Raw genomic sequence first — 14,284 nt, 5'->3', positions numbered from 1 at the left:
CCATATTGGTCGAAACAGCCGGCTTCAGCTTTGCTGCGCGGTCGTAGTGTCGGGTCGAAAGACACAGGGAGGATCGGTATGTCCGCAACGAAAGCAGGGCCGGTAGGCTGGATTGGCACCGGAAAGATGGGCGCACCGATGGTTGCCCACCTGGCAGGGTCAGGCCAAGCCTTGCAGGTGTTCGACGCGCGGCCCGCTTCCTATGCTGCCCTGCTGACAGAGACCGTCACAGCAGCACCAGGCATTGAGGCAATCGGGCAGAACTGCGGTGTCGTCTTTACGTCCATCCCCGATGATTCCGCCCTGATTGCCATTGTCGAAGGGCAGGGGGCCAGTGGCGGGCTGGCCCGGTCCATGGCCGCAGGTTCGATCCTTGTCGAAACCAGCACTGTCAGCCCGGAGGCTTCGCAGCAGGCCGCGCGGGCCTTGCAGGCGGCTGGCATCCGCTATGTCCGCGCGCCCGTTTCCGGCAGTACCAGCATCGCACAGGCCGGCGGTCTGACGGTGCTCGCATCGGGCGACAAATCCGCCTGGGACGAGGTCGAGACCCTTCTGGCGCAGTATTCCGCGCGACGGTTCTGGCTGGGGGAAGGGGATGCGGCACGTTACATGAAGCTGGTCCTGAACACCCTGGTCGGGGCAACCGCCTCCGTGCTGGGTGAAGCGCTGCTGCTGGGCGAACGGGGCGGGCTGTCGCGGGCCGACATGATGGATGTGATCCTGGAAAGCGCCGTGACCTCGCCCCTGCTGAAATACAAGAAAGACACGGTTGTCGGTCACGACACGGACCCGGCCTTTCAGCTTGATCAGATGGTAAAGGACTATTCGCTGATCATCGCTGCCGCCAGGAAAGAGAATATCGAAATGGAAGTCGCGGAGCTTGTTCTTGAGCAATACCAGACCGCCGCACAGGCCGGTCGCGCCGCGCAGGATTTCTTTGCGCTTGTCGATTGGATCGGGGATGCTGCCCACCCAAGGCAGGACAGCGCGGGCTAACTGGCCGCGTCCGCGCTTGAGGAGGAAGCTGCCGGATGACCGAATACGAAATGCTGCGCATCATCGACTTTCTGAACGACCTGAACGGGCCGTTCGGAACAGTTGTGCCGGACAGCAGGGGCGATCCGATATTCGCGCTCACCCTGTCGCTGATGCAGGCGCATCTGACCGGGCGTGACATAACCAAAAGCGCGCTGGCGGAATCAGGCGGGGTGCCCTTCGTCACGGCAATGCGCCACATCAGCCAGATGATCGACGACGGGCATATCATGCTGGACCCGCGCACCTCGACCGGGCGCAGTTTCTATGTGCGCCCCAGCGCGGAACTGATGGAACGGTTCACCACCTATTGCCGGGGCGTGAAAGCCACCATCGGCCGGACCTTCGGCACGATTGATTCAATCGACGATGTCGACGGGTTCTACTTTGGCGGCTCCAACTTCTCCCGGGTTGTCATTCCGCCGCCCCGGTTGCAAACCCATCGGGCGTCCGGCGGAAAGGAGCTGCGTTTCCTGTTTCGCAAGGACAATTACTTTGAGGCGCTGCGCAACACCTGGGCCGACCTGCGGTCGAATGTCGGGTCGATCCAGAATGTCGACCTTTTGCCGCTGCCCCATCTTTACGACCGGATCATCGAAAATGGCGGGCGGGCCACGTCGGAGTTTGACGTGATCTGTGTGAACAAGCCCTGGGTCGGTGACCTGGTGAACCGCGGGCTGGTCCGCCCGCTAGACGATCTGATCGGGCAAAGCCATGTTCAGCCGCTCGATTTCTCGCCGATGGTCTGGGAGTCCGCCTCCTGGCAAGGGGCGCAATATGGCGTGCCGATCTATACCACGGTTGAACTGTTCCTGGCGCGACAGGATGTGTTCGAGCGCAGCGGCATTGCCTATCCCCGCACCTTTGACCAGGTGATCGAGGCCGGGCGGGCGTTGCAACGGCCTGAAGAAGGGTTGTACGGCGTCGCATGGAACGGTGCCCGGGGGATGCCGGTGGCGAACACCTTCATGGTGTTGCTGGGGTCGTGCAACTCTGCCTGTCTGAACCTGCCGCGCCGCCGCATTCACACACCGATGCATGATCTCGTGTCCGACAAGCTGCGGGCGCAACTGCTGACCGATCAGGCGTTCGAGGTGCTCGATTACATGCATCGTCTGAAGGAGGTGTCACACCCCGATGTCCTGGCAATGGACTGGGATCGCAGGGTTGATGCGCTGCTGACCGGAAAGGCGGTCATGGGATATTGCTGGTCGATGCATGCTGCGCTGATGGAATACCACGTCAAATCGGTCGTTTCGCGGCGGATGCGCTATCTGGAGCAGCCCAAAGGCAAGGCCGGGATGCATGCCAATCCTGTCGGTGGTTTCCACCTGATGATCCCCAGCAACCTTGCCGAAGACCGGGTGCAGCTCGCCTTTGATGCGATCAGCTGGATGTGTTCGCCGGAAGTGATGAAGGAACATGTGTCGGAGGGTTTCCCGGTGGCCCCGCGTTTCTCTGTCGCGGCTGACCCGGAAGCGGCGGCAAGTTCTCCGGTCATGGGCGTGGTGGACCGCTTGCTGCGCTCCAACTCGGTCTGCACCTGGTCGCGACCCGCCGTGCCGGAGTTTCACGGGATCGAGACGATCCTGGGCGAGGAAATTCATGCCGCCCTGCGCGGTGATGCCACCGACCGTGAGGCGCTTGAACGTGCGCAGCGGCGCATCGACGACCTGCTGCGCGTGCGCAATGTCGCGGCGGTGCAGGGCGTATCGGCTCAGTAAGATGGACAAGGAATGACGGACATGGACGATTTCGTATTCAAAGGCATCCCGACTCGGGTGATCTTTGGCACCGGCACGCTGGCGGCGGTGGCCGAAGAAGTGGCGCGGCTGGGCGGCAAGGCGGCGCTAGTCCTGTCCACGTCCCATCAGGCAGAAGACGCCGGGCGGCTGGCCTCTGATCTTGGCGGGCGTTGCGTCGGGGTCTTTTCCGAAGCGGCCATGCACACGCCTGTTGCCATCACCGAAAAGGCGCAGGAGGCGGCAAAATCCCTTGGCGCGGATTGCCTTGTTTCGCTTGGCGGCGGGTCCACCGTGGGATTGGGCAAGGCGGTTTCCATCCGCACCGGTCTGCCGCATCTGGCGGTGCCCACAACCTACGCAGGGTCCGAGATGACCGATATCCTGGGCGAGACAAAAGACGGCGAAAAGACCACCCGCCGCAATCCCGCCATCCGGCCCGCGACAGTGATCTATGATGTCGCCCTGACGCTTGGCCTGCCGACCGACATGACGGTCACCTCTGCGCTGAACGCCGCCGCCCACGCGGTCGAGGCGCTTTATGCCGCCGACGGCAACCCGGTGATCAGCCAGCTGGCAGGCGCGGGCCTTGCCGCCCTTTTCAAAGGTGTGCCGCAGGTGGTGGCCGATCCGACAGATGCGGCGGGGCGCAGCGATGTGTTGTATGGTGCCTGGCTCTGCTCGACGGTTCTGGGTCAGGCCGAGATGGGCCTGCATCACAAGCTTTGCCATGTTCTGGGCGGTTCCTTTGACCTGCCCCATGCGCAGACCCATGCAATCCTGCTGCCCCATACGGCGGGGTTCAACGCAGCGGCGGCCCGTGCGCAGCTTGCCCCGGCGACAGCGCTTTTTGGCGAGGATCTGGGTGGCGGCCTTTGGGATTTTGCCAAGGCGGCAGGCGCGCCGCTGGCCCTGTCCGATCTAAGATTCACGGAAAAGGATCTGCCCCGCGCGGCGGATATCGCCACACGCAACACATATTCGAATCCACGCGCGTTTGACGCCGGGGACATTACCGCATTGCTGCGGGCGGCGGTGAACGGAACCCGCCCTCGGCCCATCTGAACGAAAGTGGAAACATGACAGAGACAGTGACAGAAAGCGGCTATTTTTCCGAAGACCAATCGGCAGAGGTGGTGATTGCCCGTAATGCCAAGGCCAAAGACGCCAGACTGGCCGAAGTGATGGCGGTACTGACCCGCCATCTGCACGCCGCCGTCAAGGAGATCGAGCCAAGCGAGGAGGAATGGTTTCAGGCCATCCAGTTCCTGACCAAAACGGGCCAGATGTGCAGCGATTGGCGGCAGGAATACATCCTGTTGTCCGACGTTCTTGGTGTGTCGATGCTGGTGGATGCCATCAACAATCGCAAGGCCAGCGGGGCCAGCGAATCCACCGTGTTAGGCCCGTTTCACGTCGATGATGCGCCGGTCATGGAAATGGGCGCGAACATCTGCCTGGATGGCAAGGGCGAGCCGATGGAGGTCAGGGGCACGGTGCGCGACCTGACAGGCGCGCCGATCGCCGGGGCCGAGCTGGATGTCTGGCAGGCCAATGACGAGGGGTTCTATGACGTTCAGCAAAAGGGCCTTCAGCCCGACTTCAACCTGCGGGGACGGTTCCGGACGGGGGCCGACGGCAGCTACAGGTTCTGGGCTGTGCGCCCGAAATACTATGCCATTCCCGATGACGGTCCGGTGGGTCAACTGCTTGCCCAGCTGGGCCGCCACCCCTATCGCCCCGCGCATCTGCACTACATCCTGACCGCCCAGGGGTTCGAGACTCTGACGACACATATCTTTGACCCCGACGATCCCTATATCCGGTCGGATGCGGTTTTTGGCGTCAAGGAGAGCCTGATGGCCAGATTCGAGAAAATCGACAGCCCATCGGAAATTGCAGCAGCGCAAGGCGATGGCTGGTTCTGGCGGGTGGAGCATGATTTTGTGCTGGAGCAGCAACCGGCGGGCCGCCCCTGAGCCGCTGCTGCGAGCGGTCGCCGCCTATGAAGCCTCTCAGCGAAGGCTGTCTTTCAAACCGGCATCTCCAGCAGGACGGAGGCCAGGCATTTGCCATGGGCGTCAAGCGCGAGCGAGCGTGTGACACCGCCGGTCAGGGCACCCCGGATCACGAAGTTGAGGGCCTGCAGCTGTGGCAGGTCGTAACGGGTGACATCCCTCGCATCGAAAGTCCCGAAATGCGCCGCAACCCGTTCCGGCGTCACGGCATCCCGGATCAGGGGCCAATGCGCCGCGTCATAGGCAATGACCGATATGTTGGAGATGTCGCCCTTGTCGCCGGTCCGGGCGTGGGCGATGTCATGCAGTCTCATGCTGTACCTCTTGCATTTCAAAGGTCACGGCAACACGGTCTGCAGGCATCAGGGTCGAGGCGATGGCAAGCACCTCGCGTATGCCCTTGGTCACACCACCTCCGCCCGCCGGACCGGCAAGGTAAAGCCCTTCCACTTCCTCCCCGACAGCGCGGGCGGTCTGTGCATCAGGGCAGCGTGCGGCATAGCGCATGCGTACTTCGGCGGGGCAGGCGCTGGCAGAAGTTGTTGGGAGGACTGAGTTCACGCCGATCAGTTCGCCACGCTGTTCCAGCAGTGCGCCGGAGATATGCGCCAACCGGTCCCGCACCAGGTCGATGGCAAGTTGTCCCCGTGCCAGGCAATTTGCCCCGGCATAGCTGATCTGGCCTTCGCCGAGCCAGCCATCGCGGTATCCGACGGAAACTTTCAGCAACCCGGTGGCGGGGGTGCCGGATGCGCCGGTCACGGCGACACGGTCCGCGCCGATCTCCCTGAACTGCACGCCTGAGAAATCCGCAACCACATCGGGTTGCAGATAACGCGCGGGATCGTGGATTTCGTAAAGCAACTGTTCGATGCAGGTCGCCCGGCTGACGCAGCCCCCGCTGCCGTCCAGCTTGGTGATGACGGCATTGCCGTCACAGTCCACCTCGGCCAGCGGATGCCCGATATTTGCCAGATCAGGCACCTCTTTCACTCCGGGGTCGGCAAAATAGCCGCCGGTGATCTGTGCCGCGCATTCCAGCAGATGCCCGACAAGGATGCCACGGCCCAGGCGGGTCCAGTCGTCGCGGGCCCAGCCGAATTCGTGGACCAGGGGGGCCAGAAACAGCGAAGGGTCAGAGGCGCGCCCGCAAATGACCACATCGGCGCCCGCGTTCAACGCGGCGACAAGGCCGTCGATACCGATATAGGCATTGGCCGAGACCAGCCGGTCGCCAAGCGCTGACGCGGTTGTGCCGGTTTCATCCAGAATGAAATCCCCGATCCGGTCCACCACGTCGTCGCCTGTCACGGCTGCGACCTTGAGCCCGGTCAACCCAAGCTCCCGCGCGACGGCCCGGGTTTTTTCGGCGGCAGCGCGCGGGTTCGCTGCCCCCATGTTCGTGACAATCCGCGTGCCGCTCCGCACACAGGCGGGCAGCACCGCCCGCATGCGCCGCTCAAGCAAGGGATCGTAGCCCTGTGACGGATCGAGGCTGCGGGCCTGTTGGGCAAGGGCGATGGTACGTTCCCCCAGACATTCGAACACCAGGTAATCCAGCTGTCCCCGTTCGGCCAGCGCGATGGCAGGTGCGATGCGGTCACCCTGAAAACCGGCACCCGCCCCGATGCGCAAGACACTCATGCCAGCGCCCTCCGTTGGACGCGGCCCGTGAAATGTGCCGCGACAAGGATCGCAAGCGCCAGGAATGGTGTCACCGGCTGCGGATAGATCGCCAGTGCGATGACCACGGCGTAGATCGCGACATCGACCGGCTTGCGGCCGTAAAGCCTGGCCCCTGACAGCAGGGCCGGGACCGCAAGCACCAATACCAGCCCGGCAGCCACGGCTTCGAGGATGTCCAGCGCGCTGCCACCCAGCAGCATCCCGGGATAAAGCAGCAGCAGGAAGGGCACGATATAGGTGACGGCACCCAGCCTGACAGCCTCTCCCGCTGCGGGCAGCCAGTTGGTCCCGGCGATCCCCGCGCCGACAAAGACCGCGACACAAACGGGCGGTGTAATGACGGATATGGTCGCGAAATAGAACACAAAGAGATGTGCCGCCAGCGGGTCCACCCCCACCGCCGTCATCGCCGGTGCCAGCACTGCGGCGACCAGGACGTAAGCGGCGGTCGTGGGCAGCCCCATGCCCATGATCAGGCAGACCAAGCCCACGATCAGCGCGACCAGCACCATGGAATCTCCGGCCATGCTGACAATCAGTGACGACAGGGTGACCCCGATCCCGGTCAGGTTGATCATCGACACCAGTACCTGCGCACCGGCCAGCAAGACGCCGATGATGACAAGTCCCTTGCCCGCGTCTTCCAGCCCGTTCAGCAGTTTGCCCGCCATCTCGCGCAGGCTGAGCCGCCCGGTTTCCGTCCCGAAAAAGGCGATCAGCAGTCCGATGATGCCGTAAAACGCGGAGGTCGAGATCGAACGCCCCATCCAGATGCCGATGCCAAGCCCGCCAAGCGCACAGAGGATCGGCAGCACGCGGCGCGGGGCAAGGATGCTCCCCCATGCGGGCATTTCATCCTCCGGCACGATGGCCAGCCCCCGCCGCAGCGCCACGAAATGCACGGTCATGAAGACCGACAGATAGAACAGCACTGCGGGCAGGATCGCGGCGACGATGATGGTCAAATAGGGCACGCCAAGGATTTCGGCCATGACAAAGGCCGCGGCGCCCATGATCGGCGGTGCGATCTGTCCGCCGGTGGAGGCAACAGCCTCGACCGCTGCCGCGAAGGGGCGTGGATAGCCGAGGCGGATCATCATCGGAATGGTGAAGTTGCCGGTGGTCGCCACATTGGCCACGGCAGAGCCGGAGATCATCCCGAACAAGCCGCTGGCGATGGTCGCAATCTTGGCGGCACCGCCGGGCTGGCGACCGCCCAACCGCATGGCCAGATCCATGAACGCCTGCCCGCCGCCCGTGTGCAGCAGCAGCGCGCCAAAAAGGACGAAGGCCGCGATCACCGTCGCGGCGACACCCGTCAGCATGCCCCAGATGCCCAGATCACCCAGAAATATCGTCTCTGTCACAAAGGCCGTATCGAAACCGCGATGGCGCAGCGGCCCCGGCAGGTGGTTCCCGAACAGTGCATAGCCCAGCCCAAGCAGCACCAGGATCGGAAAGATGATCCCGACGGTGCGCCGGCCCAGCTCCAGCACGGCCAGTACCAGACCGACGGTCAGCGCCTTGTCCAGGGCCGTGGCCCAGGGAAGGGTCGTCATGATCGTGTCGTAGTTCACCACGACATAGGCACAGGCCGCCACCGATACCGCACAAAGCGCGAGATCGACGGCAAGCACCGCCGGACGCCAGGATTTCCCGGCACCCAGCGGAAACAGCGCAAAGCCCAGACAGGTCACCAGCGCGAGGAACAGGGCCCTCTGGATCAGTCCCTCGAAAGGGCCGGTTGCCGCTGTGTAGAGGACGAAGAGACCGACAAAGATCGCCAGACCCCGCTGCACACGCTGGAGTGTCATGGAAAGCGCCTTACTCTGCCGGTTTCAGCTTGGCGGGCAGGTCGATGCCCTGCTCTTTGAACCAGCGCGCGGCACCGGGGTGCAGCGGGATCGTTCCGAACTGCAGCGTGATGTCGGCCAGGCTCTCGCCCTTCAGGCTGGCCATCGCATTGGCCTGCGCTTCGGTATCCTCCATCACGGATTTGACGATCTGATAGGCGGTTTCCTCGTCCATCGAGGAAGGCGCTGCAACGCCGACGCCAAAGCTCCAGGTCGTATAGGCGGGCACGCCATCTGCCGCACCCTCGGGGATATCGACGACGGAGATATCGGGCATCTCGGCCCTGAGCTTGTCCGACTGCTCCGGCGTCAGGCCCAGAATGGCAATCTCGGTCGATGTGGCGATGTCCATCGTCGATCCGTCCAGTTTGTTGCCCGACCCGGATTTCACATATCCCGCGACCCGGTTGTCCTTGATCATGTCGACCACATCCGTTGTCGAACCGCGCACGTAATCCGCCGTCAGCCCCAGGGTGTTGAAAACAGCTTCGGTGGTGGATTCAGTTGCCGACCCCTTGATGCCCGGATTGAAGCGCACACCGGCAAGGCCGGACAGATCCGCGACACCAGCATCCGCCCGCATGATCACGTTCTGCGGCGCGCCGGTATAGACCCAGAGCAGCATCAGGTCCTGCTGCTTGCCTTCGAATTCATTGCTGCCTGCGACAGCGTGCTGGGCGACGTTTGTGGTGACCAGCCCAAGATCGACCTGCCCCCGCTCCATCCGCCGGATGTTGTCCATCGTGGCACCCGTCTCGACCACCGATGCACGCAGGCCCTCGGCGTTTTCATTGATCAGCTGGCCCACGGCAACAAAATAGCCATAGTGGCTGGACGAGGCCGAGGTCGATCCGATCAGCAGGTCGGTGTTTTGTGCGGACAATGGTCCGGCAAGCATGGTTGCACCCAAAAGGGCGTGAACGAAATGTTTCATGGTTTCCTCCCATTTTGCACCGCATGGCGCGCTGCTGAAAGGTGCCTCAAGTGGTCTATTGTGAAAAGTGAGATATTGTTGATAATTGATGCATGAAACGCAACACTCCCTCTCTCGCGGATTTCCAGGCCGCCCTTGTCGTCAGTGAAAGCGGGACGTTTCGCGCGGCCTCCGAAGTTCTGGGCATGTCGGCCTCTGCGCTATCCCGGCAGATCGCCGCGCTGGAGGCCCGGCTGGGCGCGCGTCTGTTTGACCGCGACACACGCAATGTCACGCCCACCACCTCCGGGCTGGCCTTTGCCAAACTGGCAGAGCGGATGGTCAACACATCAACGGATGTGATGGCCGAATTCGATGCGCATCTGTCCGCCAGCAACGGGCGGCTGACCATCGCGGGGTTGCCATCGGTGACTGCGGGCCTCTTGCCGGATCTGCTCGCCAGTTTCTCCCGGGCGCATCCGGACATCGACCTGCGTATCATTGACGCGCTCTCCGGCAGCGTGGTTGAGGCGATAGAGACCGGGCGCGCGGACATCGGGTTCACGGCGGGCACCGTATCGGCGCGGATGCGGCTGACGTTTCATCCCCTGATGGACGATACATTTGTGGCTGTCGGCGCACCGGGCGGGCCGCTGGAACAGGATCGCATCTATGACATGGCGGAATTGGTAGAAATGCCGCTGATCGCCATGGAACGCGGCACCAGCGTGCGCGAATTGTTCGACGGCGCCTGCCAGCGCATCGACAAGGTGGTGTCGCCACGGTTCGAAGTGGCCCACCTTGCCACTGCGGGGGCGTTGGTGGCGGTGAACCTCGGTATCATATTGCTGCCCACCCTGACGCTGCCGGTCCTGCCGATGGAGCGGCTGGTGCGGCGAGGGATTTCCGATTTCGGGGCCAGGCGGCGGATCGGACTTGTGCACCAGCCCGGAAGGTCGCTGTCACCCACAGCGTCAGCCTTCCTGGCCCATGTGCGGCGCAATATTCCGGCTGGTAAGTAATCGAACAAGCGGATGCCGGGGCTCTGACTACAGACCAGTCTCGGCGCCTGAATTCGTCTCTAAAGGGCCTTACAGAGCCTCGAAGCGGGCGCGTTCCGTGTCCATCGCGGCTTTCCAATCGCTGCGCAGATGGTCCATGCGGCGCAGAATCCTGTCCTCCAGCACCTCGGCGCTTTCGATCCGTTCGGTACGGAAGTAGCGAAAGGATTGCCGAAGCTCGCACCAGGCTGCGATGATCCGGCCTGCGTCCCGATATCCCAGAAGGATCGGCCAGATGATGCGGTCGGTCCTGATGCCGCTTTCATCCACATAGGTCAGCCTGATCTTTGATCGCTCGCGGATGGCCCGACGGATTGCAGAGGCCTCCAACCTCTCTGTCGGCGAGGCCACGGGTGCCACGCTGGTTGCCGGCTGATAGAACAGGGACTGCGTGGCAGGGGGCGCAACCGCTTCCAACCGGGCGAGCAGGGCCTCGGCGGCGCGGGCCAGTTCCGGCTCTCCGCGGGTTTTCACCCATTGTGCGCCCAGAACGGCGGCTTCGATCTCTGCCGCTTTCAGCATCAGTGGCGGCATGTGGAATCCGCTTTCAAGGATATAACCCACACCTGCCTCACCCAGGATCGGAACGCGCTGCGCCATCAGGGCGGCAATGTCGCGGTAGACCGTGCGCTGTGAGACCTCCAGCTCGGCGGCGATGCGGCTTGCAGGGATCGGGCCACGGGCGCGGCGCAGGATTTCGATGATCTCGAACAATCGGTCACCGCGTCGCATCTGGGTCTCCTTCGGACTGCTGGTATCATGGTGACATGATGCTGCCACCACGCTGTCAGCATGGTGCAGATATATCCGCGCCATACTCAACCAGGAAATGGAACGGATCATGGAAATCAAGGGAAGCTGCCTTTGTGGTGCAGTGGCATTTGTCATCGCGGGAACGCCAAAGAGCATGGGCAGCTGTCACTGCTCGCGCTGCCGCAAGCTGGGCACATCGACGGTGGTTTTTGTCGGGCGGGACCAGTTCAGGCTGGCGCAGGGCCGCGACATGATCGAGACCATCGCACCCCCACCGGGCAGCACCTATATGCGGTCCTTCTGCAAGGGTTGCGGCACGTCACTGGGCGAGCCCTTGTCACCGGACGAGGCTTTTCCGATCAACGCGCAATGTCTGGACGGTGATCCGGGTCTGCGGATCAGCTATCATGAATTCACCTCCGACGCGCCCGCCTGGGCACCCTCAGAGCAGATGGGCGCGGGATAGCGCCTCAGTCGAAGATCAGGCTGCTGTGCTGTTCCAGGTAGATGCGCAGCCAGGGCGTGAAGAGGGCGGGCGTTGCCGCGATCTCTGCCGCCAGCGCGGCGGGGGTGATCCAGCGGGTCGCCATCACCTCGGCGGGGTTCGGGGCAAGGGGCAGATCGGCGGGGGCCTCGGCAAGGAAGACCTCGACCAGTTCATGTTCGATCAATCCGTTGCCCACCTCGGCGCGGTATTCGACCTGCCCGCGATGGTCCAGGTCGAGCCCCGTGATGCCCAGTTCCTCATCCAGGCGGCGGTTGGCGCAGGCCTGCGCCGCCTCGCCCCATTCGGGATGTGTGCAGCAGGTGTTCGCCCAGAGCCCCGGCGTATGATATTTGCCAAGCGCCCGCTGCTGGATCAGTATCTTTCCGGCCCGCATGACAAAGACCGAAACCGCCAGGTGGCGCAGCCCGCGCTGGTGCGCTGCCAGTTTTTCGACGGGCGTCAGCGTGCCGTCGATCCAGGCGGGGATCATGATATCGGTAGGCGTCATGCGGCCCTTCCTGCCACCAAACCTGTCGGCTGTGCAAGGTCTTCGATCTACTCCCCGAGGCGCCCTTTTATCCTGTCGATTCCGGATGCATTGGAGGGCGACATATGAACGCAGTGGATCACTGTCAGCCTCATGAAATGTCATGTTATTCATATGGTTGAGGGTAAACTGCGTCTGCGTTCGGCCGATGCCCTGGCTTTGCAAGGTTGCATTCGCTGCCTTGGAAGATGCACTAGGGTAGCGGGTGAAGCATATGAACAGGAGTTCGTCATGAATATTGTAAAGACAGCCGTGCTTGGTGTTGCGCTGGCCGCTGGTCCTGCTTTTGCTGACAGTCACGCAACGGGTGATGCCGCTGCGGGCGAGAAAGTCTTTGCCAAGTGCAAGGCATGTCATTCAATTGTCGATGCCGGTGGCGACACGATTGTCAAAGGGGGCCGGACGGGACCGAACCTTTATGGGATCTACACCCGCGTTGCCGGTGCAGATGAAGATTTTGCCAGCAAGTACGGCAGTTCGATGATCGAAGCCGGTGAGGCCGGGCTGGCGTGGAACGAGCAGGATTTCATTGCCTATGTGCAGGACCCGCGCGCGTTCCTGCAAAACTATCTTGATGACCGCAAGGCGCGGACCAAAATGTCGCTCAAACTGCGCAAGGAAGAAGACGCGCGCAATGTCTGGGCCTATCTGGTGTCCGTCGGACCGGAGGTTGAAGCGTCGAACTGATCTGCCGCAGGAGGCTGAAAATTGGCGGTGCTGCAAAGGCAGTGCCGCCAATTCACGTTTGACGGATGGCGATCCCGATTAGAGACGGTTTCAACGCATGACCCTGACCATGGGGTGGGGCGGCTGTTTTACGGTAATTAATTTCAAGCTCAAAATATTTTTGCTTGAAGTAAATTTGCCCGACCGCTAACTTGGAGTCTGAGCCAAAAGGGAGTCATGCGGTCGCTTGCTTGTGGCGCAGAACTTTTACAAGCTCAGTCGAGCGCAAAAATGCGCCGGTCCAATTGGGAGATTATGATGACAATGAAATTCACAGCCCTTGCCGCTGCTGCACTGGCGATGACCTTTGGCAACGCCGCGCTGGCAGATGCGCATTCAGGAAAAGTAAAGATCGGACTGATCACCACCCTGACCGGCGGCGGCGCCGCTTTGGGTGTCGATACCCGCGACGGGTTCATGCTGGCCATCGACCAGGCAGCCAATGACGCCGTCGAAGTTGTGGTGGAAGACGACCAGCGCAAGCCGGATGTGGCCGTGCAGGTTGCCGACAAGATGATTCAGTCCGACAAGGTGGACATCCTGACCGGTATCGTATGGTCCAACCTGGCGATGGCCGTGGCACCCGCCGCGAACGCGCAGGGCAAGTTCTATATCTCGACCAATGCCGCCCCGGCGCAGCTGGCGGGCAAGGGCTGCAACAAGGACTATTTTGCCGTGTCCTACCAGAACGACAACATGCACGAGGCGGCAGGCGCGCATGCCACTGCTTCCGGGTACACCAACGCCTTCATCCTTGCCCCGAACTATCCGGCCGGGCAGGATTCACTGACAGGCTTCAAGCGTCTCTATGAAGGCGAATTGGCAGGTGAGCTTTACACCAAGCTTGGCCAGACAGACTATGCCGCCGAGATTGCGCAGATCCGCGCCTCGGGCGCCGACAGCATCTTTTTCTTCCTGCCGGGCGGCATGGGGATTTCGTTCCTCAAGCAATATGCCGACAGCGGGATCGAACTGCCGGTGATCGGGCCATCCTTCAGCTTTGATCAGGGAATCCTGCAGGCGGTCGGCGATGCGGCCCTTGGCATCCACAACACCTCGCAGTGGAACAAGGACATCGACAATCCCACCAACAAGGCCTTTGTAGAGACGTTTCAGGAAACCTACGACCGTTTGCCGACGCTTTATGCGGCGCAGGCCTTTGACACCGCAAACCTGATCCTTGCGGCGGCGGGGCAGGCGGACATCGCGGACCGGGATGCGTTCCGGGCAGCGCTGAAGGCGGCTGATTTCAATTCGGTGCGTGGCAAGTTCAGGTTCGGCAACAACCAGCATCCGATCCAGGACATCTATGTGCGCGAAGTGATCAAGGAAGGTGACGTTTACACCAACAAGATCATCTCGACGATCCTGACCGATCACCAGGATGTCTATGCGGCCGATTGCGGCCTGAGCGACTAAGGCAATTACCGGCGGCCCGTATCGGGCCGCCCATTGGTTCCGGG

Annotated in this window: 14 protein-coding genes; 8 read left to right on the top strand and 6 right to left on the bottom strand. The window is 62.3% G+C overall.

Annotated features, from left to right (window positions below):
• The first annotated feature begins 78 nt into the window (after positions 1-78).
• The 4 genes from O4H53_RS01520 to O4H53_RS01505 are packed head-to-tail and all read left to right on the top strand — an operon-like array spanning position 79 to position 4,756.
• A complete protein-coding gene (locus tag O4H53_RS01520; RefSeq protein WP_269360816.1) occupies positions 79-996 on the top strand; it encodes an NAD(P)-dependent oxidoreductase in 918 nt (305 codons plus the stop codon).
• Positions 997-1,031: 35 nt separating this feature from the next.
• Positions 1,032-2,759: an extracellular solute-binding protein gene (locus tag O4H53_RS01515; RefSeq protein WP_269360814.1), complete on the top strand. Its 1,728-nt coding sequence runs from the start codon at positions 1,032-1,034 to the stop codon at positions 2,757-2,759.
• Positions 2,760-2,780: 21 nt separating this feature from the next.
• The gene (locus O4H53_RS01510) at positions 2,781-3,842 is read left to right on the top strand and encodes a maleylacetate reductase (RefSeq protein ID WP_269360813.1); all 1,062 of its coding nucleotides are present in this window, start codon (positions 2,781-2,783) and stop codon (positions 3,840-3,842) included.
• Positions 3,843-3,856: 14 nt separating this feature from the next.
• Positions 3,857-4,756, top strand: coding sequence for an intradiol ring-cleavage dioxygenase (locus O4H53_RS01505; protein ID WP_269360812.1), 900 nt, complete (start codon positions 3,857-3,859; stop codon positions 4,754-4,756).
• Positions 4,757-4,809: 53 nt separating this feature from the next.
• On the opposite strand, the gene O4H53_RS01500 is transcribed toward O4H53_RS01505, so the two are convergent.
• The 4 genes from O4H53_RS01500 to O4H53_RS01485 are packed head-to-tail and all read right to left on the bottom strand — an operon-like array spanning position 4,810 to position 9,268.
• On the bottom strand, positions 4,810-5,109 hold the full coding sequence (locus O4H53_RS01500; RefSeq protein WP_269360810.1) for an AtuA-related protein: 300 nt from the start codon (positions 5,107-5,109) through the stop codon (positions 4,810-4,812).
• On the bottom strand, positions 5,096-6,439 hold the full coding sequence (locus O4H53_RS01495; protein ID WP_269360808.1) for an acyclic terpene utilization AtuA family protein: 1,344 nt from the start codon (positions 6,437-6,439) through the stop codon (positions 5,096-5,098). The genes O4H53_RS01500 and O4H53_RS01495 overlap by 14 nt, the downstream gene beginning before the upstream one ends.
• Positions 6,436-8,295 (bottom strand): TRAP transporter permease, encoded by a 1,860-nt coding sequence (locus tag O4H53_RS01490; protein WP_269360806.1) that lies wholly within the window; start codon positions 8,293-8,295, stop codon positions 6,436-6,438. Before O4H53_RS01490 ends, O4H53_RS01495 begins: the two co-directional genes overlap by 4 nt.
• 10 nt (positions 8,296-8,305) lie before the next feature.
• Positions 8,306-9,268 carry a TAXI family TRAP transporter solute-binding subunit gene (locus tag O4H53_RS01485; protein WP_269360804.1) on the bottom strand — a complete coding sequence of 321 codons (963 nt, stop codon included), beginning with the start codon at positions 9,266-9,268 and terminating at the stop codon, positions 8,306-8,308.
• Between the two features lie 92 nt (positions 9,269-9,360).
• Here O4H53_RS01485 and O4H53_RS01480 point away from each other — a divergent pair, with 92 nt between their 5' ends.
• A complete protein-coding gene (locus O4H53_RS01480; RefSeq protein ID WP_269360802.1) occupies positions 9,361-10,269 on the top strand; it encodes a LysR family transcriptional regulator in 909 nt (302 codons plus the stop codon).
• Between the two features lie 69 nt (positions 10,270-10,338).
• On the opposite strand, the gene O4H53_RS01475 is transcribed toward O4H53_RS01480, so the two are convergent.
• Positions 10,339-11,040: a helix-turn-helix transcriptional regulator gene (locus O4H53_RS01475; RefSeq protein WP_269360800.1), complete on the bottom strand. Its 702-nt coding sequence runs from the start codon at positions 11,038-11,040 to the stop codon at positions 10,339-10,341.
• Positions 11,041-11,149: 109 nt separating this feature from the next.
• On the opposite strand from O4H53_RS01475, the gene O4H53_RS01470 reads away from it, so the two are divergent.
• Positions 11,150-11,527: a GFA family protein gene (locus O4H53_RS01470; protein ID WP_269360798.1), complete on the top strand. Its 378-nt coding sequence runs from the start codon at positions 11,150-11,152 to the stop codon at positions 11,525-11,527.
• Positions 11,528-11,531: 4 nt separating this feature from the next.
• Here O4H53_RS01470 and idi read toward each other — a convergent pair whose 3' ends face one another.
• Positions 11,532-12,056, bottom strand: a complete 525-nt coding sequence (gene idi / locus O4H53_RS01465; protein ID WP_269360796.1) for an isopentenyl-diphosphate Delta-isomerase — start codon at positions 12,054-12,056, stop codon at positions 11,532-11,534.
• Positions 12,057-12,326: 270 nt separating this feature from the next.
• Here idi and O4H53_RS01460 point away from each other — a divergent pair, with 270 nt between their 5' ends.
• Positions 12,327-12,782 carry a c-type cytochrome gene (locus tag O4H53_RS01460; protein ID WP_269360794.1) on the top strand — a complete coding sequence of 152 codons (456 nt, stop codon included), beginning with the start codon at positions 12,327-12,329 and terminating at the stop codon, positions 12,780-12,782.
• 303 nt (positions 12,783-13,085) lie between these two features.
• Positions 13,086-14,240 carry an ABC transporter substrate-binding protein gene (locus O4H53_RS01455; RefSeq protein WP_443069506.1) on the top strand — a complete coding sequence of 385 codons (1,155 nt, stop codon included), beginning with the start codon at positions 13,086-13,088 and terminating at the stop codon, positions 14,238-14,240.
• Positions 14,241-14,284: the final 44 nt, after the last annotated feature.

The organism is Sulfitobacter sp. G21635-S1 (assembly GCF_027213915.1).
Lineage (GTDB): Bacteria > Pseudomonadota > Alphaproteobacteria > Rhodobacterales > Rhodobacteraceae > Sulfitobacter.
Note: the sequence above shows the minus strand (reverse complement) of the source record. Positions and strands in the feature narration are given on the sequence as shown.